Here is a 22815-nt window from a genome sequence, read left to right on the forward strand (position 1 = left end):
CGGTACGGTAGGTGGGTTCAGCACACAGCAGGGAGCCCGCGTGACCACCATCGACGAGTACCGCCAGAATTTCGGTGACGATCCGGGGTACCTCGACTTCGCCTCCTTCGGCCCTATGTCCCGAGCCGTCGTCGACGAGCAGGTCGCCCTCAGCGAGATCCACGTTCGCGGCCGCTACGGTGCCGCCGGCGTCTTCGACGAACAAGACATCCGCGTCCGCGAGGCGGTTCGACGCGTCAGCGGGTTCCCGACCGACCGGGTCGTCTTCCAGGCCAACGCCTCGAGCGGCCTCATGCACGCCTTCTTCGGCCTGACCGGTCAGGTCCTCTACTCCGCCCGCGAATACCCGAGTATTCCGGTGGCGGCTCGTCGAGCGGCGCAGGCGCTGCACGTGCTCGACCCGATCACGATGCAGCCGCCCCAGGGTGTCGTCACCCCCGAGGTCGTGCGCGACAACCTCACCCCCGCGACCACGGCGGTCGCCGTGAGCCTCGTCGACTACCGCACGGGCTACCGCGCCGACCTCGAGGGCATCCGCGACGTCATCGGCGACCGCCTGCTGATCGTCGACGCCATCCAGGGTTTCGGAGTCGTCGAAGCGCCGTACGAGCTGGCCGACGTGGTCGTCGCGGGCGGCCAGAAGTGGATTCGCGCAGGATGGGGCACCGGTTTCCTCGCCCTCTCCGAACGCGCCGCCACCGATCTCGTCCCCCTCATCAGCGGTGTCACCGGCACGATCGTGCCGCTGGGCGGTTCGTACGAGGAGGTACCCCCGCCCCTCCAGGGTGCTGCCGCGTTCCAGATCACCCGCTCCGATCCGATCGCGCAGGCTCGCTTCGCCACAGCCCTCGAGGGCATCGCGGAGGTCGGCGTCTCGGAGATCCAGGCGTCGATCGGCCAGACGGTCTCCCAGCTCATCGACCTCGCCGACGAGTTCGTCCTTCCGGTCTCCTCGTCGCGCGACGAGTCCGAACGCGCCGGCATCGTCGTGCTCGAGCCGGAGCCCGCGCAGGTCACCGCCCTCACCGCCGCTCTCATCAACCACGGCATCACCGCCACCGTGCGCGACGGCACCGTGCGTCTCAGCGCTCACGTCTCCACCGGCGAGGAGACCCTGGAGGCGCTGCGCGGGGCGTTCACCTCGTTCGGGTCGAGCGCTCAGTACTGAGGCGAGCGAGCAGGATCACGCCGGGTCGGGCACTCCTCGACCCCCGTCTTCGGGAGGTCCCGCCGGTGAGCGCCCCTGATTTCTGGGGCGGATGTGACTCGCGTTAATCTCCCTGTAACCAAGGCCGGTGTGTCGGATTTGGTCATTGTCGGTGGCAGCACGTAGCTTCGAGCCATCGGGTAGAGCACCCGGTCGAGACGGCCACGTAAGTTCGTCTAGCTCTTGCTCCACGGCCGTCTTGCGGGAAGGTACCGAGTGCCCAGCACTCGGAGATGGAGTGGGTCGTGACCTCTTTCGACACCGCAGCTGTTTCTTCTACTGAAGGCGCCATCGAGGGTCGGGAGCAGGTGACGGGCGCAGGCGTCACACAGCGCACGTACGTTCTCGACACATCGGTTCTGCTTTCCGATCCACAGGCCATGTTCCGCTTCGCCGAGCAGGCCGTCGTCCTGCCCGTCGTCGTCATCTCCGAACTCGAGGGCAAGCGGCACGACCCCGAGCTCGGCTACTTCGCGCGACAGGCGCTGAGGCTCCTCGACGAACTCCGCATCAAGCACGAGCGTCTCGACTTCCCGGTCGAGGTGGGCAAGGGCGGTTCGCTCCGCGTCGAGCTGAACCACTCCAACATGTCCGTCCTGCCGTCGGGCCTCCGCCTCGACGACAACGACTCGCGCATTCTGGCCGTGGCGACGAACCTCTCCAACGACGGGCTCGACGTGGTCGTCGTGTCGAAAGACCTCCCGCTGCGGGTCAAGGCCGCCTCGATCGGCCTCGCCGCCGAAGAGTACCGAGCCGAACAGGTCGTCGACTCCGGCTACACCGGCATCGCCGAGGTCGACATCTCGAGCGAGCAGATGTCGAAGCTCTACGACGACGAGCACATCTCGACCCGTGCCGCCGAGCAGCCCGTCAACACCGGGCTGGTCATGCACTCCGATCGCGGTTCGGCTCTCGGCCGCGTCGTGTCGAAGGGGCAGGTGCGTCTCGTGCGCGGCGACCGCGACGTCTTCGGGCTGCACGGCCGCTCGGCCGAACAGCGCTTGGCGATCGATCTTCTCCTCGACCCCGAGGTCGGCATCGTGTCGCTGGGCGGCAGCGCCGGCACCGGCAAGTCGGCGCTGGCCCTCTGCGCCGGGCTGGAGGCCGTGCTCGAGAAGCAGCAGCACAAGAAGATCATGGTGTTCCGTCCGCTGTACGCGGTCGGCGGCCAAGACCTCGGCTACCTTCCGGGCGACGCCGGCGAGAAGATGAACCCGTGGGCCCAGGCGGTCTTCGACACCCTCGGCGCGATCGTGTCGCAGAACGTCCTCGACGAGGTCGTCGAGCGCGGCATCCTCGAGGTGCTGCCGCTCACGCACATCCGGGGCCGCTCGCTGCACGACGCGTTCGTGATCGTCGACGAAGCGCAGTCGCTCGAACGGAACGTGCTGCTCACCGTGCTGTCGCGAATCGGCCAGAACTCGCGGGTGGTGCTCACCCACGACGTCGCACAGCGCGACAACCTGCGCGTCGGCCGCCACGACGGTGTGGCCTCGGTGATCGAGACGCTGAAGGGGCACCCGCTCTTCGCCCACGTCACGCTCACGCGCTCCGAGCGCTCGGCGATCGCCGCGCTGGTGACCGAGCTGCTCGAATCCAACGAGTTGGCCTAGGGGTGTCTCCCACGTGGCCCGCGGTGACTTGAGAGACACGCCCTAGCCGTCCCACCAGAGAGCGCCGCTTCCTCGTCGAGGGGCGGCGCTTTCGCGTTCCGCGCGGTGGCGGTTCTCCACAGGAGCTCGACGCTCGGGGATCATCCACAGGGCACCCGATGAGGGCGGAGGTGTTCCGTGCCGCGGATCTAGCGTCGGAGCATGAACGCATTCGTCGACGCCGCCGTGATCCTGCTCCTGCTCGGGCTGGCTCTCGGGGCGCCCGAGTCCGGCCTCGACTGGCTCGCGGCCGCGCCCGCGGCCTGCTGGGTGGCTGTGGCCACGCCGGCGCTCGTGCGGAGCGACCTGGAGCACCGTCGGCTGCCCAACGCGCTGACGCTGCCGGCGGTGGGGCTGGTCGCACTATCGGCCGCGGGGTCGTGGGTGTTCGGCGAGGGCGGGCGTGATCCTGCGCTGGCCCTCGGGCTCTGCCTGATCATTTCGGCGGTCGGCTTCTGGGCATCCGCTCGGGGCGGGGTGGGGATGGGCGACGTCAAACTCGCCGTTGCCCTGGTCGGGAGCGCAACCCTGGTCGACGTCCGCTCGCTCGCCGTGGTGGCACTCGTCACCGGTGCCTCGGGCGTTGCGGCCGCGGTCGTCGCAGTACGGCGCCACCGGGCGACGAGCATCGCGTACGGTCCGTGTCTGCTCGCCGGCTACTGGTGCGGCCTGGTGGCCGCGCGCATCGCTGCGTGGCCCGGCCCAGCGGGCTGAACCCCGCAGTCGGTCCGGGCGCCGGACCACGCACGACGAGGAGCCGCGGAAGGCGCGGCCGGGCGCCGCAGACCGAGGGGTCAGCGCCGAAACCGCGCGCTGAGCCCGATCAGCCCGGGTGGGTCATGCTGAGCACGTCGAGCGCCTTGTCGAGCTGCTCTTCGGTGACCTCGCCGCGCTCGACGAAGCCGAGGTCGATGACGGCCTCGCGGACGGTCAACTTGGCGGCGACCGAGTGCTTGGCGATCTTCGCGGCCGCCTCGTACCCGACGATGCGGTTCAGCGGGGTGACGATCGACGGCGACGACTCTGCGAGGGCGCGGGCGTGCTCGACGTTCGCGATCAGGCCGTCGACGGCCTTGTCGGCGAGAGCACGCGTGGCGTTGGACAGCAGTCGGATGGACTCGAGAAGGGCCGTTCCCATGACGGGGATCGCGACGTTCAACTCGAACGCTCCCGAGGCGCCCGCCCAGGCGATGGTGGCGTCGTTGCCGATGACGCGCGCGCCGACCATCAGCACGGCTTCGGGGATCACCGGGTTGACCTTGCCCGGCATGATCGACGATCCGGGCTGCAGGTCGGGGATGTGCAGTTCGCCGAGGCCCGTGTTGGGCCCGGAGCCCATCCAGCGCAGGTCGTTGTTGATCTTGGTGAGGCTCACCGCGAGCACGCGGAGGGCGCCGGAAGCCTCGACGAGACCGTCGCGGGCACCCTGCGCTTCGAAGTGGTCGAGAGCCTCCGTGATGGGCAGCTCGGAGTCTGCGGCCAGTAGAGCGATGACCCGCTGCGGAAACCCTGCGGGGGTGTTGATGCCCGTACCGGTCGCCGTGCCGCCGAGCGGAACCTCGGCGACTCGGGGCAGCGTCGAGGTGACCCGCTCGATACCGAGCCGGATCTGCCTGGCGTAGCCGCCGAACTCCTGGCCGAGAGTGACCGGAGTGGCGTCCATCAGGTGGGTGCGACCGGACTTGACGACGCCCTTCCACTCCTCGGCCTTCTTCTCGAGCGAGACCGCGAGGTGGTCGAGGGCGGGGATGAGGTCGTGCAGGATCGCGCCGGTGACGGCCACGTGGACGGACGTCGGGAACACGTCGTTGGAGGACTGCGAGGCGTTGACGTGGTCGTTCGGGTGCACGGGCGACCCGAGGAGGGCCGACGCGAGGGTGGCGAGCACCTCGTTCATGTTCATGTTGGAGGAGGTGCCGGAACCCGTCTGGTAGACGTCGACCGGGAACTGGTCGTGGTGCTGACCGTCGATGAGCTGGTCGGCGGCGCCGGCGATGGCGTCGGCGATCTTCTCGTCGAGAATGCCCATCTGACCGTTGACCACCGCGGCCGCACGTTTGATTCGAGCGAGGGCCACGATCTGGGCCGGCTCGAGGCCGGCGCCCGAGATCGGGAAGTTCTCGACCGCTCGCTGGGTCTGCGCGCCGTAGAGCGCCGAGGCCGGGACTCGCACCTCGCCCATGGTGTCGTGCTCGATGCGGTAGTCGGGGGTGGCCGAGGTCTCGGTCGTGGTCACGTCGCTGTGGTCCTTCCGTCGGCCCGCGGGGCGGGCGGTGTGCGGGATGTCGCACGGTTGCTCGCCGGTGACGGCGAGTGGGTTCAGAGGGTGCCGACCACGGTGTGCGGGTCGACCTTGCCGTTTGCGAGATCGTAGTTCGCACCGACGACAGCCAATCTACCGCTGGCGACTGCCTCGGAGATGAGAATCGACCGCTCGAGCAGTGCCCCGACGGACGCCTCGATGTGCAGTCGACCGACTTCGCGGGGGTCGACGGCGCGCGCGTCTTCCGACGTCGCGTCGAGCGCTCGGTGAGCACGCTTGACCGACGGCACGATCATGTCGATCAACCGCTGCAGATAGAAGGTCTCGGGCTCGGAATTGGCATCGATCGACTCGATGGCCGCCGCGACGGCCCCGCACTTGTCGTGTCCGAGGACGACGATGAGGGGGATCTTCAGCACGGCGACGGCGTACTCGAGGGAGCCGAGAACGGTGTCGCCCACCACCTGACCCGCGTTGCGGACGACGAAGAGGTCGCCGAGTCCGACGTCGAAGATGATCTCGGCGCCCAGTCGGGAGTCGGCGCACCCGAAGAGGGCAGCGATCGGCTGCTGGCCCTCGGCCACCTGGGCTCGACGGTCGGCATCCTGGTGGGGATGGTCGGGGCGCCCCGAGACGAAGCGGTCGTTGCCTGCGGTCATCGCGGCCCAGGCTTCGCCGGGGGTCGGGTCGTTCGGTTTCACGCGGAGAGTCTCACTTCTCGAGCTGAGCGGTCGCTCGCTTGGCCAACAGGGTGAATTCCGCGTCGTCGGCCGTCCCGGCCAGGACCACGGTGGAGTCGTCGACCGTGGTGACCATGGCGTACTCCAGGTTGCCGGCGCCGTCGTCGGAGCGTCGGTCGTAGATGTTCCAGGTGACGCCGTCGATCCGGGTCGAGGAGGTCGTGTTGCCCTCGTCGAGCTGATTGCTCACCCACGTCTTGTTCGCCTTGAACCCCTGCGTCATGCCGATGAACTGTGTCTTGGGGGTGAGGAAACCGATGTACCACGACTGCACTCCGTCGGACCCGGCCGGCTTGATCTCGGCCCGATTGGAGGTCCAGCCGGAGGGCATCTTCGGAGCCACGAGAGAGGTCGTCACCTGCTGCTGCGCCTGGGAGGCGACCTGCAGATAGTCGACGCTCTTCAGCTGTGAACCGTTGGGCCGGACCACGGCGAGGACGAGCAGGACGACGATCACCACCGAGACCACGATGGCGATCACGAGGTTGAACGCCGTCTGGTTCTCGCGGTGCGCGCGGGAACTGGCGGCCTTCCGGGCCGCGGTCTCGCCGGGCGTCTCGGGTCGGCCGAGCTCGGCGACGACCCGAGGTGCGCGCTGCTTGCCGAGCGAGGGCGGGGGCGAGGACGGCGTGTTGGTCATGAGGTGCTCTCTGTGGCGCGCGCCTTCTCGAGTCGCTCTTTCGCCCCGAGCAGCCACTCTTCGCAGCGGGCGGCCAGGGTCTCGCCGCGTTCCCACAGGGCGAGGGAGCGTTCGAGCGTGGAGGAGCCCTGTTCGAGCTCGTTCACCACGGTGACGAGTTCGTCGCGCGCCTGCTCGTAGCTGAGGTCGGCGACGTCGGGGAGAGAGGTCTGGGCCACGGAATGATCCTATCGAGCGGGGGCGGAGGGAGCTGAACCGGTGCTCGTGGCGCCGAGCGTGCCGGAGGCGAGGGTGAGGAGCAGCGGAGTGTCTTCGGGCGCTTCGGCGGCGTCGCGGAGGACGGCGCCCGACGGGAGCTGGGCGATGGCATAGCCTCGGCGCAGCGTCGACTCGGGGGACAGGGCTCGGAGCTGCCCGGTCAGTTCGGAGACGCGAGTCGAGGCGCGTTCGAGGACGCGATGGAGGAGTTCTTCGCTTCTGGCGACGTACCGGACGAGGCTCGTCGGCGCGGACGTCGATCAGCGTCTGCGGATTGGCCAGCACGGGACGGCTTCTGATCTGGCCGAGGCGGTCGATCTCGGTGTTGATGACCTGGGTCAGCCTCATGCCGATTCGGCTGCGCGCCTGGCGAACCCCTGGAGTTCTTCGCCGACGTCGGGAACGACGCGCTTCGCGGCGTCGGTCGGGGTGGACGCACGGAGATCGGCGACGTCGTCGAGCAGGGGGCGATCGGCCTCGTGACCGATGGCGCTGACGATCGGCGTCGTGGCGGCGGCCGCGGCACGGACCAGACCTTCGTCGCTGAAACCGAGCAGGTTCTGGAAGTCGCCGCCGCCGCGCGCGACGATGATGACGTCGACCCCGGGATCGGCGTCGAGCCTCTGCAGGGCGGCCGTCACCTCGGAGACCATCCGTTCGCCCTGGACAGCGGCGTGGACGACCTTGAACTGCACCGACGGCCAGCGCAGCTGCGCGTTGCGGAGGACGTCTTTCTCGGCGTCGCTGTCTTTGCCGGTGATCAGTCCGATGCACTGGGGGAGGAACGGAAGGGCGCGTTTGCGGTCGCTCGAGAACAGGCCCTCGGAGGCGAGCTGGCGCCGGAGTCGTTCGAGGCGCTCGAGGAGATCGCCGATGCCCACGTGACGCATGTCGAAGACCTGCATCGTGAGCGTGCCGCCCTTGACCCAGAAGTTGGGTTTGATCGCGGCGATGACGCGGTCGCCCTGCTTGAGGTCGGCGGGGATCTTCGATCGGACGCTCGACCAGATCGAGAACGAGATGGTCGCGTCGATCTCGAGGTCTTTGAGCTTGCCGTAGACGTTGCCGCCGGATGAGTTCCACTGCGTGATCTCGCCCTCGACCCAGGCGGTGCCGAGTCGATCGATCCAGTCTCGGACCTTGCCCGCCAGGAGACCGACGGGCCAGGGGCTCTCGGCCGTAGGAGGCGGCGTGACGATCGTCAAGTGGTTCTCCTCCTGATGCGCTGTTCGAGGGCTTCGCGATTTGAGCGGTTGTCAGGGGGCGACTCAGGCGCGCCGCCTACAATCCCTCTGTGAGCCGAATTACCAATGGCGCTCTCGCCATCGACCTTCCGACGCCGCGTGTTCCCGCGGTGCGCAACAGGCTAAAGGATACCCCCGTCATCGGGCGCAAACGTGTGCTCCTGGCGGCTCCTCGCGGCTACTGCGCCGGCGTCGATCGCGCCGTCATCGCCGTCGAGAAAGCTCTCGAGCACTACGGGGCGCCCGTCTACGTGCGAAAGCAGATCGTCCACAACGTGCACGTCGTCTCGACCCTCGAGAAGCAGGGCGCCATCTTCGTCGACGAGGTCGACGAGGTGCCCGAGGGGTCGCACATCGTCTTCAGCGCCCACGGTGTCGCCCCGAGCGTCGTGCAGGGCGCTCTCGACCGCGGTCTCCAGTCGATCGACGCGACCTGCCCTCTGGTCACCAAGGTGCATCGCGAGGCGGTGCGTTTCGCGAAGCAGGAGCAGCACATCATCCTGATCGGGCACGCCGGCCACGAAGAGGTCGAGGGCACGATGGGTCACGCGCTCGATCGCACCACCCTGGTCCAGAACCCCGAAGAGGTCGACCTCCTGGAGGTCGACGACCCCGACAACCTCGTCTGGCTGTCGCAGACCACCCTCAGCGTCGACGAGACGATGGAGACCGTGCGGCGTCTGCGCGAGCGCTTCCCGAACATCCAGAACCCGCCGTCCGACGACATCTGCTATGCCACGCAGAACCGCCAGGTCGCCATCAAGAAGGTCGCGCAGGACGCCGACCTCGTGATCGTCGTCGGAAGCGCGAACTCGTCGAACAGCGTGCGCCTCGTCGAGGTCGCGCTCGAGTACGGGGCCAAGGCGGCCTACCGGGTCGACTACTCGAGCGAGATCCAGCAGGAGTGGCTCGACGGCGTCGAGACCGTGGGAGTCACGTCGGGCGCCTCGGTGCCCGAGGTGCTGGTCGACGAGGTCCTCGCCGAACTCTCCGACGCCGGTTACCTCGATGTCGGCGAGGTCAAGACGGCCGAAGAAGACCTCATGTTCTCCCTCCCGAAAGAGCTGCGGAAAGACGCCACGGGCAAAGACGACTCGCGGGCCCTGGGCGGTCGCAACCGATGAGCGACGCCGACGACCGACCGCGGTACGGCGAGCGCGTCGATCCTGCGGATCTCATGCCTGCCCGGGTCGAGGGTCGCCCGGCTCCCGGCTACGGCGAATACGCGCCGGCCGGCTGGGTGAGCCCGGTCGCGCCCGTCGAAGAACCCGAGGCACCGACGACGGAGACCGACGTCGTGCAGGATGCCCGGCGCGGCGGACCTGTCGGCACCGAGACCCGGCGGCCACAGGTTCCGCGCACGTTCGACGCTCCACCGCCGACGGGTGCCCCGGTGCCCGGGCGCCCGCCCTCCGCCGTGCGGAACGCGTCGTTCAACCGCTTCGCCACGATGATCCTGCTGGCCTACGGCCTCTACGACGTGATTCGGGGCGCGCTCCAGACGTCGGCGTTCGTCCAGACCTACGTCTCCGAGTTCACGAGCCTCGGCTACCTGCGCGGTGACTTCCACAACGGTGCGGCCCTGCACTCGGTCGCCGTGATCAGCGCCGTGGCGTCGGTCGCCGTCTACCTGCTCGTGGCGATCTGGGCCATCCGCCGCCTGCGCGCCGGCAAGCGCTCGTGGGTGGTGCTGCTCGTCACCGGGATCGTCGTCAATCTGGCCACCGGCGTGTGCGTCGTCGCCGTCGTGATGAACGACCCCTCGTTCGTCGGCATCGCTTCCGCACCGCTGTAGGTCCACTCCAGAGAACCGCCTCGGGCGAACCGGCCGGAGAACGAACGACGGGCCCGGCCAGAAGGTCGGGCCCGTGTCGGGTCAGGGGCAGGAGCCCGTCTTCGCTCAGCCCTGCGAGTGGCCGAACGAGCCGAGCTCGCGGGTGGCCTCGACGACGCGGGCCGCCATCGCGGACTCGGCGATCTTGCCCCAGGAGCGCGGGTCGTAGACCTTCTTGTTGCCGACTTCACCGTCGACCTTGAGGAAGCCGTCGTAGTTCTTGAGCACCGTGTCGGCGATCGACCGGGAGAACGCGTACTGCGTGTCGGTGTCGATGTTCATCTTGACGACGCCGTTCGAGACGGCCTCGGCGATCTCGCCTGCGGAGGAGCCCGAGCCGCCGTGGAAGACGAGTTCGAGGGCTTCTCCTTCGTGCCGAACTTCTCCTGGATGCCGGCCTGGATCTCGCCCAGCAGCTCGGGGCGCAGCTTCACGTTGCCCGGCTTGTAGACGCCGTGGACATTGCCGAAGGTGAGCGCGGCGATGTACCGGCCCTTCTCGCCGAGGCCCAGGGCCTCCACGACCCGGGTGACGTCGCCGACCGTCGTGTAGAGCGCGTCGTTGGTGCCTTCGTGCTGGACGCCGTCTTCCTCGCCGCCGACGACACCGATCTCGACCTCGAGGATGGCGTTGATCGCGCGGGTGCGCTTCAGCATGTCTTCGGCGATCGAGATGTTCTCGTCGAGGGGAACGGCGGAGCCGTCCCACATGTGCGACTGGAAGATCGGATTGCGGCCCGCCTTCACCTCTTCTTCGGATGCGGCGATGAGGGGCAGGACGAAACCGTCGAGCGCGTCTTTGGGGCAGTGGTCGGTGTGCAGTGCGACCGTGACGGGGTAGTTCTTGGCGACCTCGGTGGCGAATTTGGCGAAGGCGAGGGCGCCGGCCGCGCGGTTCTTGACCGTCTGCCCGGCGAAGTAGTCGGCGCCACCCGTCGTGACCTGGATGATTCCGTCGGAGCCGGCCTCGGTCAGGCCCTGCAGAACCGAGTTGATCGTCTGCGACGACGAGACGTTGATCGCGGGGTAGGCGAACCCCTGGGTCTTCGCTCGGTCGAGCATCTCGGCATACTGCTCGGGTGTTGCGACGGGCATGACTTCTCCTTCGATGACGGGCACGTTCAGGATCACTCTAGACGCGACCGCCAGGACGCGGGCGTGAGCGCAGCTCGGGACGACCAGCGCGACCGACGCGTCGCGTCGCCCGAGTAAAGTTCGCTTCATGACGACTACTGCGACCGGAACGCTCTTCACGAACCCTGATCGGAACCTTGGGATGGAGTTGGTGCGGGCGACGGAGGCGGCGGCGATCCGGGCTGCTCCGTGGATCGGGCGGGGCGAGAAGAACCTCGCCGACGGCGCGGCGGTCGATGCGATGCGCAAGTTCCTCGGGACGGTGGATTTCGACGGTGTCGTGGTGATCGGCGAGGGCGAGAAGGACGAGGCGCCGATGCTGTTCAACGGTGAGCACGTCGGTACCGGCAACGGCGGTTCGTTCGACATCGCCGTGGATCCCATCGACGGGACGTCGCTGACCGCGACGGGTCGGCAGAACGCCGTGTCGGTCATCGCGGTCTCGGACCGCGGCACGATGTACGACCCGAGTGCCGTGTTCTACATGGACAAGATCGTGACCGGCCCTGAGGGTCTGGGCATCATCGACCTCGACAAGCCGATCGGGGAGAACATCAAGGCGTTGGCTCGGGCGAAGGGTCTCCCGGTCGAGCAGATGGTCGTCGCCGTGCTGGATCGGCCGCGACACAAGCAGCTCATCGCGGACATCCGGGCGGCGGGGGCGGGCACGCGGCTGCTGCTCGACGGTGATGTCGCGGGTGGGATCAACGCGGCGATGCCGGATTCGCGGATCGACATGTGCGTCGGCACGGGTGGTACTCCGGAGGGAATCATCACGGCCTGCGCGATCAAGGCGCTGGGCGGCTTGATCCAGGCGCGGTTGGCGCCGAAGGACAGCGTCGAGCGTCAGAAGGCGATCGATGCCGGTCACGACCTGAACCGGGTTCTCGACCAGAACGACCTCGTCACCGGTGACAACACCTACTTCGTCGCGACGGGCGTCACCGACGGAGGTCTCGTGGCCGGTGTCTCGCGGAAAAACGGCATGATCCGCACCGAGTCGCTCGTGCTTCGCTCGCACTCGGGCACCCAGCGCCGCGTCGTCGCGGACCACCTCGAATCGAAGTGGCTCGGCGAAGAGTCGTAGACACGCCCTAGCCGTCGAGCCGCGAGGTCAGCTCGACGGCGGCAAGATCGCGCGGCACGTCGTCGAGCGGCGCCGGCGTGGCCAGCACGGTCGACTCGTCGAGCATGCTGAGTCGGCGCGCCGAGGGCAGCACCTGCCGCTCGAGAGAACCGACGAACCGGTTGTAGTCGGTGACCGAGGTGTGGAGCGAACGACCGAGCTTGTCGACGTGCGTCGCCAGCGTCGAGATGCGGCCGTAGAGCTCGCGGCTGAGGTCGAAGAGTTGCTTGGCCTCCTGCGTGACCACGTCTTGCTGCCAGCTGAAGGCGATCGTCTTGAGGACGGACCAGAGCGTGACGGGGGAGGCGAGGGCGATGCGTTTCTGAAACGCGTAGTCCATGATCGACGGGTCGGCCTCGAGGGCCGACGACACCAATGACTCGCTCGGGATGAACGCGATGGTGAGTTCGGGGAGGAGTCGAGCCCGGCCCAGTACGTCTTGCCGGCCAGGGTGTCGATGTGGCCGCGGACGGCCTTGACGTGCTCGCGGAGGAGCTCGGTTCTCCGGGCGCCCTCGGCGCCGGTCGCGGTGGCGGGGATGGTCGAGGCCTCGAGGTAGGCGGTGAACGGCACCTTCGCATCGACGGCGATGTTCTTGCCGCCGGGCAGGTGGATCACCATGTCTGGCCTGCCCGCCCCGGCGTCGCTGCGGATGCTGGTCTGCACGTCGAAGTCGACGCGCTCGAGGAGACCGGCGGCCTGGACGACGTTGCGGAGCTGCGTCTCGCCCCAGACGCCGCGGGTGCTGTTCGACTTGAGCGCGGCCGCAAGCGACTCGGCGGTGGAGCGGAGGCGCTCCTCGGACTCGGAGGCGGCCCGGAGCTGTTCGCTGAGCTGGCCGTGCTCTCTCTGCCGCTGCTGCTCGAGTTCGGCCACCTTGGCCTGAACCGCGCGCAGGCTCTCGGCCACGGGGCTCAGGGCTGTCAGTACCCGCCCGTCGGTGGCGCCGCGACGGGTCTCCGCCTCGGCGGTCGCGATCAGGCGGTCGTGGAGCTCGCCGATGCGCTCCTCCTGCTGATCGAGCTGACGCGCGTGCAACGTCTCTTGCGCTGAGAGACGCTCGCGAAGCGCCTCGGAGGTGGATGTGGCCGCGGCCAAGCGGGCGCGTACGAGCGCGACACCGACGAGCAGGCCGATGGCGCAGCCGACGAGAAGACCCAGGAGAAGTGCGAGGACGGGCGACATGGTGGCAGTCTCGCAGGGGCCACCGACATCACCCGGGAGGCTCAGCAGGGGCTCACGGACAATGCTCACCAAGCATGTCCTGACATTAAGCCAAGATGCGTGTACGCTCGATCGCACCAGGCCATTCAGGACGACCTCCAGCACAGAAAGTTGTACAGCGGAGTATGACGCAGACGCACAACCATTCCCCATATGACATCGTCACGATGGGGCGTATCGGGGTCGACATCTACCCCCAGCAGGCGGGCGTACCGCTCGAGAAGGTCGAGACCTTCTCGAAGTCGGTGGGCGGCAGCGCGACCAACGTGGCCATCGCGGCCTCGCGCTACGAGCACAGTGCCGCAGTCGTCACCCGCACGGGCGCCGACCCGTTCGGCCGCTACGTGGTCGAGGAGCTCGACCGCCTCGGCGTCTCGACCGAGTTCATCTCGACCGTGCCCGGTCTCAACACCCCGGTCACCTTCTGCGAGATCTTCCCACCCGACGACTTCCCGCTCTACTTCTACCGGGCGCCGAAGGCCCCGACCTCATGATCACGGTCCAGTCGCTCGACCTGGCCGCCATCGAGCAGGCCGGCGTGTTCTGGACCACCGTCACCGGCCTCTCCGAGGAGCCGAGTCGCCAGGCCCACCACGTCGCCTACCAAGCGCGCGGTCGTCGCCCGCTGACGATCCTCGACCTCGACTACCGGCCCATGTTCTGGTCGTCGCCCGAGGTCGCCTCGCGCGAGGTCGGCAAGGCCCTCGAGCACGTCACGGTGGCCGTCGGCAACCGCGAGGAGTGCGAGGTCGCCGTGGGCGAGACCGATCCGCAGCGTGCCGCAGACGCCCTCCTCGAGCGCGGCGTCGAGCTCGCCATCGTCAAGCAGGGCCCGAAAGGCGTCCTCGCCAAGACGCGCGACGAGAGCATCGAGGTGCCCGCGCACCTGGTCAAGGTCATCAACGGGCTCGGCTCGGGCGACGGCTTCGGCGGCGCTCTCTGCCACGGTCTCCTCTCCGGCTGGGATCTCGAGAAGGTGCTCCGCTTCGCCAATGCGGCGGGCGGCATCGTCGCGACCCGGTTCGAATGCTCGACCGCCATGCCCACGACCGCCGAGGTCGAAGCCGTTCTCGAGGAGGCCCTCCATGTCTGACGTCACTGCGTCTTTCGACGGTCACGTCGCTCGTCTGCGCCAGATCCGGGCGACCGAGCCGGAAGCGATCGGCGCCGCGTTCGCCAGCCGCGTCCGCCGACCCGTGTTGCAGGGCGACGGCAAGCTCTTCATCGTCGCGGCCGACCACACGGCCCGCGGCGCCCTCGGCGTGCGCGGCGATTCACTCGCCATGTCGGACCGCGGCGAGCTGCTGCGGCGACTGGTGGTCGCCCTCGAGCGCCCGGGTGTCGACGGTGTGCTCGGCACTCCCGACATCCTCGAAGATCTCGCGCTCCTCGGCGCACTCGACGGCAAGGTCGTCGTCGGCTCGATGAACCGCGGTGGCCTCCAGGGCGCGGCCTTCGAGATGGACGACCGGTTCACCGCCTACTCGGCCAGGGGCATCGTCGACGCCGGTTTCGACTTCGCCAAGCTCCTCGTCCGCATCAACCTCGAAGACCGCGGCACGGCCGAGACCATCGAGGCGACCGCCCGAGCCGTCAGCGAGTCGGCCTCCCTGAAGCTGCCCATCATGCTCGAGCCCTTCGTCTCGAACTGGGTCGACGGCAAGATCCTGAACGATCTGTCGACCGAAGCGGTGATCAAGTCGGTCGCCATCGCGTCGGGTCTCGGCGAGTCCACGGCCTACAGCTGGCTCAAGCTGCCCGTCGTCGACGACATGGAGCAGGTCATGGCGGCCACGACCCTTCCCACCCTGCTGCTGGGCGGCGATCCTGCCGAGTCCCCCGATGCGACCTACGGCAAGTGGGCGCGCGCCCTGGCTCAGCCGGGGGTCCGCGGGCTCACCGTCGGACGCACCCTGCTCTACCCGCCGGACGACGACGTCGTCGCCGCCGTCGACATCGCCGCGGGCCTCGTCCACGCCGACGTCGCCGCCACCACTCAGAACGCCTGACGGCGTCGCATCTCTCCCTCTGCGAGCACCTGCCCGCCTGTCCTAAGGAAAAAACAGTGACGACCACCGCACCCACGACTGCTTCGAGCAGCACAGAGATCCCCACGATCGACCACTGGATCGACGGCAAGCGCGTCGCCGGCACATCGGGTCGCACCAGCCCCGTCTTCGATCCCGCGCTGGGCGTCGCGACGAAGAACGTCGCCCTCGCCAGCCAGGAGGAGATCGACGCGGCCATCGCCTCCGCCAAGGCCGCTTTCCCGGCGTGGCGCGATCTCTCCATCACCAAGCGTCAGCAGATCATGTTCCGCTTCCGCGAGCTGGTGAACGAGCGCAAGGACGAGCTCGCCGAGATCCTCACCGCCGAGCACGGCAAGGTCCTCTCCGACTCCCTCGGCGAGATCCAGCGCGGCCTCGAGGTCCTCGAACTGGCGACCGGCTTCCCCCACCTCATCAAGGGCGAGTTCAGTCAGCAGGTCTCGACGGGCGTCGACGTGTACTCGACGAAGTCGCCGCTGGGTGTCGTCGGCGTCATCAGCCCGTTCAACTTCCCGGTCATGGTGCCGATGTGGTTCTTCCCGATCGCGATCGCCGTCGGCAACACCGTCGTTCTGAAGCCGAGCGAGAAAGACCCGTCGTCCAGCATCTTCCTGGCGGAGCTCTTCAAAGAGGCCGGTCTTCCCGACGGCGTCTTCACCGTGCTCCAGGGCGACAAGCTCGCCGTCGACGGCCTTCTGAACAGCCCCGACGTCGCGAGCATCTCGTTCGTCGGCTCGACGCCGATCGCGCGGTACATCTACGAGACCGCCGCCAAGAACGGCAAGCGCGTCCAGGCCCTCGGCGGAGCGAAGAACCACATGCTGGTCCTTCCCGACGCCGACCTCGACCTCGTCGCCGACTCGGCGATCAACGCCGGCTTCGGCTCGGCCGGTGAGCGCTGCATGGCGATCAGCGTGCTGGTCGCCGTCGGCGACGTCGCCGACATGGTCGTCCCGCTGATCACCGAGCGGATGAAGGGCCTCACGATCGGCGACGGTCGCCGCTCGTGCGACATGGGGCCGCTGGTCACGAAGCAGCACCGCGACAAGGTCGCCTCCTACGTCGACATCGCCATCGAAGACGGCGCGGACGTCGTCGTCGACGGCCGTGGCATCCAGGTCGACGGCGAGCCCGGCGGCTTCTGGTTCGGTCCGACCCTCATCGACAAGGTGCCGCTCACGAGCCGCGTCTACACCGAGGAGATCTTCGGCCCGGTGCTGAGCATCGTCCGCGTCGACACCTACGAGGAGGGCGTCGCCCTCATCAACTCGGGCGCGTTCGGCAACGGCACCGCGATCTTCACGAACGACGGCGGCGCTGCTCGTCGCTTCCAGAACGAGATCGAGGTCGGCATGATCGGCATCAACGTTCCGATCCCCGTGCCGGTCGCCTACTACTCGTTCGGAGGCTTCAAAGACTCGATCTTCGGCGACTCGAAGGCCTACGGTCTGCAGGGCTTCGAGTTCTTCACCCGCGAGAAGGCCATCACCGCTCGCTGGTCCGACCCGAGCCACGGCGGCATCAACCTGGGCTTCCCCCAGGCGTAGCAGCCGCCCGCACCGCCCGCACCACGACATCGAGGTCAGACATCACCATGCAACACGAGCCCACCTGGTTCTTCCCGCGCAACGCACTCGCCCGCGACGGCTGGGAGAGCGTCGTCGACGACACCCTGGAGGGCTGGCAGCACACCGGGCTGCGTACCGGCGACCTGGCCGCGGGGGCGCTCACCCTCGCGGCCGGCGACGTCGAACGCATGGTCGTGCCGCTGTCGGGCGACGTCCGCATCTCGTGGAGTGGCGCAGGATCATCCGGCGAGATCGATCTCGAAGGTCGCGCTTCGGTCTTCGCCGGTCCGCCCGACGTGGCCTACCTCGGCGTCGGCTCCTCGGCGACGCTCACCGGCTCCGGTCGGGTGGCAGTCGCCGAGGCGCCCGCGACCGAGGTGCTCGACGTGCAGGTGCTCCGCAAGGCCGACATTCCGGTCGAGATCCGGGGCGCGGGTCGGTCGACCCGCCAGGTGCACAACTACGGCACCCCGGCCGGGCTGCACGCCCAGAAGCTCATCGTGTGCGAGGTCATCACGCCGGCCGAGAACTGGTCGTCGTACCCGGCGCACAAGCACGACGAAGCGATCCCCGGTCACGAGTCGCGCCTCGAGGAGATCTACTACTTCGAGTCCGAGGTGTCGCGCGGCGTCTCGGCCCCGGCCGAGGCCGACCCGTTCGGCATGTTCGCGACCTATTCGTCGCCCGCGGGGCAGATCGACATCAACGCCCTGGTCCGCACCGGCGACATCGCGCTGGTGCCCTACGGCTACCACGGTCCTGCCGTCGCCGCTCCGGGCTACGACCTCTACTACCTCAACGTCATGGCGGGCCCGGATCCCGAGCGGGTCTGGAACATCAGCGACGACCCCGCGAGCGGATGGATCCGCGCCGAATGGGCCACGCAAGATCCCGATCCCCGCCTTCCCTACACCGAAGAGACCCCGAAAGGCAGCCGTCGATGACGACACCGAGCCCCAGCACCGAAAAAGCCGGTACCAAGCGCATGACCGTCGGCCAGGCTCTGGTCGAGTTCCTGGCGAACCAGTGGACCGTCGACGGCGACATCCGCGAACGTACGATCCCGGGGATGTTCGGCATCTTCGGGCACGGCAACGTCGCCGGCGTCGGCCAGGCGCTCAAGCAGATCCACGACACGCAGCCGGGTCTCATGCCCTACCACCAGGCGCGTAACGAGCAGGCCATGGTCCACCAGGGCGTCGGCTTCGCCCGCCTGCACCGCCGCCGCGCGACCTACGCCGCGACCGCGTCCGTCGGGCCCGGTGCCGCGAACCTGCTGACCGGAGCCGCCCTGGCGACGACCAACCGCCTGCCGGTCCTGCTGCTCCCGAGCGACACGTTCGCGACCCGCGTGTCCGACCCGGTCCTGCAGCAGATCGAGCAGCCGCACGACACGAGCGTCCAGGTCACCGACGCGTTCAGGCCGCTGTCGCGCTTCTTCGACCGCGTCGACCGCCCCGAGAAGCTCTTCTCGATCGCTCTCGCTGCCCTGCGCGTGCTGACCGACCCCGCCGAGACGGGCGCCGTGACGATCGCCCTGCCCGAAGACGTCCAGGCCGAGGCCGTCGACGTCCCCCTCGAGTTCCTCCAGCCGCGCGAGTGGCACATCCGCCGCCCCCTTCCCGAGAAGGGCCCGCTGGAGCGCGCGATCGCCGCGATCACGGCAGCCGAGCGCCCGTTCATCGTCGCGGGGGCGGCGTCATCTACTCCGACGCCGAGCAGCAGCTCCTCGCGTTCGCCGAGACCACCGGAATCCCCGTCGGCACCACGCAGGCGGGCGGGGAGCCCTCCCCTGGGACCACGCCCAGTACCTCGGCGGCGTCGGCGCGACCGGCACCCTCGCCTCGAACAGGTTGGCAGGGGAAGCCGACGTCGTCATCGGCATCGGCACCCGTTACAGCGACTTCACGACCGCTTCGCGCACCGTCTTCCAGGATCCCGACGTGACCTTCGTCAACATCAACGTCACCTCGTTCGACGCCTACAAGCACGGCTCGCAGTTGCCGATCATCGCGGACGCCCGCGAAGCCATCGAGGCCCTGGCCGGCGCGCTCAGCGAGTACCACGTCGACGCCGCGTACGCCGCGAAGATCGCCGCCGAGAAAGCGGCCTGGGACGACCTGGTCGACGAGGCGTTCCTGCCGAGCGGTCTCGCGCTGCCGGGCCAGCCGGAGATCATCGGCGCCGTCCAGGCCGCGTCCGACCCGACCGACGTCGTCGTCCAGGCCGCAGGATCCCTCCCCGGCGACCTCCACAAGCTGTGGCGCGTCCGCGAGGCGCTCGGCTACCACGTCGAGTACGCGTTCTCGACGATGGGCTACGAGATCGCGGGCGGACTCGGTGTCCGGCGCGCAGCTCCCGACCGCGACGTCATCGTCATGGTCGGCGACGGCTCGTACCTGATGCTGCACACCGAACTCGTCACGGCCGTGGCCGAGGGAATCAAGATCATCGTCGTGCTCATCCAGAACCAGGGCTACGCGTCGATCGGCCACCTCTCCGAGACCGTCGGCTCCGAGCGCTTCGGCACCCTGTACCGGAAGCAGGATCCCGAGACCCTCGACTTCCAGGGATCCGAGATCCTTCCCGTCGACCTCGCCGCCAACGCGCGCAGCTACGGCGTCGACGTGATCGAGATCGAACCGACGGGCAACTCGATCGCCGAGCTGTCAGCCGCCATCGCGACGGCCAAGGCATCCGACACGACCACGCTCATCCACATCAACAGCGACCCCCTGATCTACGCCCCGGACGGTGCCGGTTGGTGGGACGTCCCGGTCGCGAAGGCGTCGACGATCCCGAGCACGCAGAAGGCGCTCGAGGAGTACCTCGTCGAACAGGCCAAGCAGCGACCTCTCCTCGGCTGATCCCTCACCCACCATTTCAAGGAAGAAAAGCATGACTCTCACCACCACCGAAGGCATCCGCATCGGCACCGCACCCGATTCGTGGGGCGTCTGGTTCCCGGAGCACCCCAGCCAGATCCCCTGGGATCGTTTCCTGGACGAGGTCGAGAAAGCCGGCTACGAGTGGCTCGAGCTGGGTCCGTTCGGTTACCTGCCGACCGACCCGCACCAGTTGGAGGACGAGCTGGGCAAGCGCAACCTCAAGCTCTCGGCGGGCACCGTGTTCACGGGGTTCCACAAGGGCGACGACCAGTGGCAGCGGGCGTGGGACCAGGCTCTGAACGTCGCCGGCCTGTCGTCCCGACTGGGCGCGGAACACCTCGTCGTGATCCCGGACCTGTGGCGAAGCGATGCGACCGCGGAGGTCCTCGAGGCGCGCACCCTCACCGACGAGCAGTGGGACAAGCTCGGCGCTGGCCACGACAAGCTCGGGAAGGCCCTGCTCGAGGAGTTCGGCGTCCACCAGCAGTTCCACACTCATGCGGACAGCCACGTCGGCACCTACCAAGAGACCGAGCGGTTCCTCCAGGTCACCGACCAGCAGTACACGAACCTCTGCCTCGACACCGGCCACTTCGCCTACTACGGCGGCGACAACGTCCGCCTCATCGAGCAGTACCCCGAGCGCATCGGCTACCTGCACCTCAAGCAGGTCGACTCCGACCTTCGGTTCACCGTCCTGAAGAACGACATCCCGTTCGGCGACGCCGTCGCCATGGGCGTCATGGTCGAGCCGCCCACGGGCATCCCCGAGCTCGCCCCGATCGTCGAAGCGGTCGCCAAGCTCGACCCGAACATCTTCGGCATCGTCGAACAGGACATGTTCCCGGTCGAGTCGATCGACCTTCCCCTCGGTATCGCGACCCGCACCCGCGAGCACATCTTCGCCACGTCGGCCTACGCGCGCGTTCACTAACCCCCACCACCAGGTTCACAGGAGAACAGACATGTCCAACTCACCCGCACCCCTCCGCGTCGCCGTCGTCGGCGCCGGCATGATGGGCGCCGACCACGTCAGCAGGATCACGAAGCGCATCTCCGGCGCCGAGGTCACGGCCGTCGTCGACCCCGACACCGCGCGGGCCACCGCTGCTGCGGCCAACGCTCCCGGCGCGCAGACGTTCGCCTCGTTCGAAGAGGCGCTCGCCGCGACGCAGCTCGACGCCGTCATCATCGCGACGCCCGGTTTCCTGCACGAGCCCGTGATCCTGCCCGCGCTCGAGGCGGGTCTCGCGATCCTGTCGGAGAAGCCGCTCAGCGACACCGTCGAGTCGAGTCTCCGCATCATCGAGGCCGAACAGAAGCTCGAGCGCCCGCGCATCCAGGTCGGATTCATGCGGCGCTTCGACAAGGGCTACCTCGAACTCCGCGACCTGGTGAAGTCCGGCGACAACGGTGCTCTGCTCGCGCTGCACTGCGCGCACCGCAATCCGTCCACCCCGCCGAACTATTCGAGTCCGCTCTGATCACCGACTCGGTGATCCACGAGATCGACACGGTGCCGTTCATCGTGGGCGAGCCGATCGTCTCGGTGGAGGTCAAGAAGCCGCGCCGCAACTCGCTCGCTCCCGATGGTCTGCTCGACCCGCAATTCGTCCTGCTCGAGACCGTCTCGGGCGTTCTCGCGATCGTCGAGATCAACGTCAACGTGCAGTTCGGCTACCAGGTCACGACCGATGCCGTCTTCGAGAGCGGCATCGCCTCGATCGGCCGCGCCGAGACCATCACGGTGGCCACGTCCGGGCAGATCGGCCAGGGCGTCACCCCGTCGTTCAAGGAGCGCTTCGGCGCTGCCTACGACGTCGAGGTGCAGCGCTGGGTCGACGCCGCTCACAAGGGCGAGATCGACGGGCCCTCGGCCTGGGACGGCTACCTCGCCAGCGTGGTCGCCGACGCCGGTGTGCTCGCTCAGCAGTCCGGCAAGAAGGAGCCTGTCGTCTACGCGCTCGAGAAGCCCGCCTTCTACGAGACGACCCAGTCGCTCGCCAGGGCCTGAGCCGCATGGTCAAGATCGCTCTCGACCCCACCCCTTCCACCACGACCACTCGCTTCTCGAGTTGCCGGGCAAGGTGGCACAGCTCGGCTACGAGTACCTTCAGCTCACCCCGCACAAAGACTTCATCCCGTTCTTCCGCCATCCGAAGGCCGACGACGACCTCGTCGACGCCTTCGCGGGAGCGTGCAGAGACGCCGGAGTGAAGATCGCGTCCGTGCTGCCCGTGCTGCGCTGGTCGAGCCCCGTCGAAGCGGAGCGCGTCGCGGCCGTGAAGCAGTGGAAGCGCGTGATCGAGATCACGGCGCGCCTCGGCGTCGACCTGATCAACACCGAGTTCAGCGGTCGCCCCGAGCTGCAGGAGGAGTCGGAGCGCGCCTTCTACGACTCCGCCGACGAGCTGCTGCCGCTGTTCGAGCGGGAGGGCATCCGCGTGCTCATCGACCCGCACCCCGACGACTTCGTCGAAGACGGTCTCGAGGCGCTCCGCGTCATCCGCGGGCTCAACTCGAAGCAGGTCGGGCTCGCGTTCGTCGCGTGCCACACCTTCCACTACGGCAACCAGACGCCGGCGATCTTCGAGGCGGCGGGTGAGAGGATCGGCCTGCTGCACATCGCCGACACGTTCGACCACCACCGGTCGCACGGCCTGCGGTACATCACCAACCCGCCCGGCAACCCGGTGCGCGTGCACCAGCACCTGCCCATCGGCACGGGCGACGTCGACTGGGACGAGTTCTTCGGCGGCCTGAAGGGTCTCGGCTTCTTCGACCGCGACGACACGGTCGCCGTGTCGAGCGTTTTCGCCGAAGACGAGAACGCCGACGAGGTGTCGCGCTACCAGCTCGACGAGATCCGCCGCAGGATCGCGTCGGCCTGACCTGGCCCGCCGCCGCCTCCTGGCCCGCCGCGGCCGCCTGGCCCGCCGCAACGCGTTTCACGGACAAAGCACCCTGCCGCGGCAGGGTGCTTTGTCCGT

General features: G+C 68.3%; 17 protein-coding genes and 6 pseudogenes. 15 read left to right on the top strand and 8 right to left on the bottom strand.

Going from position 1 to position 22815, the window contains the following annotated elements:
* The first annotated feature begins 40 nt into the window (after window positions 1–40).
* The 3 genes from QUE79_RS09220 to QUE79_RS09230 all read left to right on the top strand — a co-directional run bounded on the left by QUE79_RS09220 (window position 41) and on the right by QUE79_RS09230 (window position 3573).
* On the top strand, window positions 41–1168 hold the full coding sequence (locus QUE79_RS09220) for an aminotransferase class V-fold PLP-dependent enzyme (RefSeq protein ID WP_286346401.1): 1128 nt from the start codon (window positions 41–43) through the stop codon (window positions 1166–1168).
* 272 nt (window positions 1169–1440) lie between these two features.
* Window positions 1441–2820 (top strand): RNA 5'-3' helicase PhoH2, encoded by a 1380-nt coding sequence (gene phoH2 / locus QUE79_RS09225; RefSeq protein WP_286346402.1) that lies wholly within the window; start codon window positions 1441–1443, stop codon window positions 2818–2820.
* 201 nt (window positions 2821–3021) lie between these two features.
* A complete protein-coding gene (locus tag QUE79_RS09230; RefSeq protein ID WP_286346403.1) occupies window positions 3022–3573 on the top strand; it encodes a prepilin peptidase in 552 nt (183 codons plus the stop codon).
* Between the two features lie 109 nt (window positions 3574–3682).
* On the opposite strand, the gene QUE79_RS09235 is transcribed toward QUE79_RS09230, so the two are convergent.
* From QUE79_RS09235 to xseA, 5 genes and pseudogenes are all read right to left on the bottom strand, one after another.
* Entirely contained in the window at window positions 3683–5095 is a 1413-nt protein-coding gene (locus QUE79_RS09235; protein ID WP_286346404.1) for a class II fumarate hydratase, read from the bottom strand.
* Between the two features lie 83 nt (window positions 5096–5178).
* Complete coding sequence (locus QUE79_RS09240) at window positions 5179–5781, bottom strand: carbonic anhydrase (protein WP_286346680.1); 603 nt, start codon at window positions 5779–5781, stop codon at window positions 5179–5181.
* Between the two features lie 52 nt (window positions 5782–5833).
* Window positions 5834–6502 (bottom strand): DUF4245 family protein, encoded by a 669-nt coding sequence (locus tag QUE79_RS09245; RefSeq protein ID WP_286346405.1) that lies wholly within the window; start codon window positions 6500–6502, stop codon window positions 5834–5836.
* Window positions 6499–6720, bottom strand: a complete 222-nt coding sequence (locus QUE79_RS09250) for an exodeoxyribonuclease VII small subunit (protein ID WP_286346406.1) — start codon at window positions 6718–6720, stop codon at window positions 6499–6501. The genes QUE79_RS09245 and QUE79_RS09250 overlap by 4 nt, the downstream gene beginning before the upstream one ends.
* Window positions 6721–6729: 9 nt before the next feature.
* Window positions 6730–7965, bottom strand: a pseudogene (xseA, locus tag QUE79_RS09255) (exodeoxyribonuclease VII large subunit).
* Between the two features lie 149 nt (window positions 7966–8114).
* On the opposite strand from xseA, the gene QUE79_RS09260 reads away from it, so the two are divergent.
* Window positions 8115–9128, top strand: coding sequence for a 4-hydroxy-3-methylbut-2-enyl diphosphate reductase (locus QUE79_RS09260; RefSeq protein WP_286346407.1), 1014 nt, complete (start codon window positions 8115–8117; stop codon window positions 9126–9128).
* On the top strand, window positions 9125–9799 hold the full coding sequence (locus QUE79_RS09265) for a DUF6264 family protein (protein ID WP_286346408.1): 675 nt from the start codon (window positions 9125–9127) through the stop codon (window positions 9797–9799). Before QUE79_RS09260 ends, QUE79_RS09265 begins: the two co-directional genes overlap by 4 nt.
* A gap of 105 nt (window positions 9800–9904) precedes the next feature.
* Here QUE79_RS09265 and fbaA read toward each other — a convergent pair.
* Window positions 9905–10932, bottom strand: a pseudogene (fbaA, locus tag QUE79_RS09270) (class II fructose-bisphosphate aldolase).
* A gap of 127 nt (window positions 10933–11059) precedes the next feature.
* Here fbaA and glpX point away from each other — a divergent pair.
* The gene (gene glpX / locus QUE79_RS09275) at window positions 11060–12058 is read left to right on the top strand and encodes a class II fructose-bisphosphatase (RefSeq protein WP_286346409.1); all 999 of its coding nucleotides are present in this window, start codon (window positions 11060–11062) and stop codon (window positions 12056–12058) included.
* Window positions 12059–12065: 7 nt separating this feature from the next.
* Here glpX and rmuC (QUE79_RS09280) read toward each other — a convergent pair whose 3' ends face one another.
* Complete coding sequence (gene rmuC, locus QUE79_RS09280; protein ID WP_286346410.1) at window positions 12066–12470, bottom strand: DNA recombination protein RmuC; 405 nt, start codon at window positions 12468–12470, stop codon at window positions 12066–12068.
* Window positions 12471–12580: 110 nt separating this feature from the next.
* Window positions 12581–13474, bottom strand: a pseudogene (gene rmuC / locus QUE79_RS09285) (DNA recombination protein RmuC); the annotation flags it as partial.
* Between rmuC (QUE79_RS09285) and iolC the strand changes: the two are divergent.
* From iolC to QUE79_RS09325, 9 genes and pseudogenes are all read left to right on the top strand, one after another.
* Window positions 13447–14414 (top strand): annotated as a pseudogene (gene iolC, locus QUE79_RS09290) (5-dehydro-2-deoxygluconokinase). The pseudogenes rmuC (QUE79_RS09285) and iolC overlap by 28 nt on opposite strands.
* A complete protein-coding gene (locus QUE79_RS09295; RefSeq protein WP_286346411.1) occupies window positions 14407–15330 on the top strand; it encodes a class I fructose-bisphosphate aldolase in 924 nt (307 codons plus the stop codon). Before iolC ends, QUE79_RS09295 begins: the two are co-directional and overlap by 8 nt.
* Window positions 15331–15386: 56 nt before the next feature.
* Window positions 15387–16916, top strand: coding sequence for a CoA-acylating methylmalonate-semialdehyde dehydrogenase (locus QUE79_RS09300; protein ID WP_434011042.1), 1530 nt, complete (start codon window positions 15387–15389; stop codon window positions 16914–16916).
* Between the two features lie 47 nt (window positions 16917–16963).
* Complete coding sequence (iolB, locus tag QUE79_RS09305; RefSeq protein ID WP_286346412.1) at window positions 16964–17881, top strand: 5-deoxy-glucuronate isomerase; 918 nt, start codon at window positions 16964–16966, stop codon at window positions 17879–17881.
* A 41-nt stretch (window positions 17882–17922) separates the two neighbouring features.
* A pseudogene (iolD, locus tag QUE79_RS09310) lies at window positions 17923–19804 on the top strand (3D-(3,5/4)-trihydroxycyclohexane-1,2-dione acylhydrolase (decyclizing)).
* Window positions 19805–19835: 31 nt separating this feature from the next.
* Entirely contained in the window at window positions 19836–20759 is a 924-nt protein-coding gene (locus QUE79_RS09315; protein ID WP_286346413.1) for a sugar phosphate isomerase/epimerase family protein, read from the top strand.
* Between the two features lie 31 nt (window positions 20760–20790).
* A complete protein-coding gene (locus QUE79_RS26150) occupies window positions 20791–21309 on the top strand; it encodes a Gfo/Idh/MocA family protein (protein WP_434011043.1) in 519 nt (172 codons plus the stop codon).
* Window positions 21258–21839: a Gfo/Idh/MocA family oxidoreductase gene (locus tag QUE79_RS26155; RefSeq protein WP_434011053.1), complete on the top strand. Its 582-nt coding sequence runs from the start codon at window positions 21258–21260 to the stop codon at window positions 21837–21839. Before QUE79_RS26150 ends, QUE79_RS26155 begins: the two co-directional genes overlap by 52 nt.
* Before the next feature lie 5 nt (window positions 21840–21844).
* A pseudogene (locus QUE79_RS09325) lies at window positions 21845–22716 on the top strand (sugar phosphate isomerase/epimerase family protein).
* The last annotated feature ends 99 nt before the right edge of the window (window positions 22717–22815 follow it).

Source organism: Frondihabitans sucicola, from assembly GCF_030296615.1.
Lineage (GTDB): Bacteria > Actinomycetota > Actinomycetes > Actinomycetales > Microbacteriaceae > Frondihabitans > Frondihabitans sucicola.

Excerpts from the sequence above, each read along its gene's own strand:
- QUE79_RS09265 (WP_286346408.1), top strand. The coding sequence starts at position 9,125 with ATGAGCGACGCCGACGACCGACCGCGGTACGGCGAGCGCGTCGATCCT.
- QUE79_RS09245 (WP_286346405.1), bottom strand. The coding sequence starts at position 6,502 with ATGACCAACACGCCGTCCTCGCCCCCGCCCTCGCTCGGCAAGCAGCGC.
- QUE79_RS09315 (WP_286346413.1), top strand. The coding sequence starts at position 19,836 with ATGACTCTCACCACCACCGAAGGCATCCGCATCGGCACCGCACCCGAT.
- iolB (WP_286346412.1), top strand. The coding sequence starts at position 16,964 with ATGCAACACGAGCCCACCTGGTTCTTCCCGCGCAACGCACTCGCCCGC.
- phoH2 (WP_286346402.1), top strand. The coding sequence starts at position 1,441 with ATGGAGTGGGTCGTGACCTCTTTCGACACCGCAGCTGTTTCTTCTACT.
- QUE79_RS09295 (WP_286346411.1), top strand. The coding sequence starts at position 14,407 with ATGTCTGACGTCACTGCGTCTTTCGACGGTCACGTCGCTCGTCTGCGC.
- QUE79_RS26150 (WP_434011043.1), top strand. The coding sequence starts at position 20,791 with ATGTCCAACTCACCCGCACCCCTCCGCGTCGCCGTCGTCGGCGCCGGC.
- QUE79_RS09230 (WP_286346403.1), top strand. The coding sequence starts at position 3,022 with ATGAACGCATTCGTCGACGCCGCCGTGATCCTGCTCCTGCTCGGGCTG.
- QUE79_RS09240 (WP_286346680.1), bottom strand. The coding sequence starts at position 5,781 with ATGACCGCAGGCAACGACCGCTTCGTCTCGGGGCGCCCCGACCATCCC.
- glpX (WP_286346409.1), top strand. The coding sequence starts at position 11,060 with ATGACGACTACTGCGACCGGAACGCTCTTCACGAACCCTGATCGGAAC.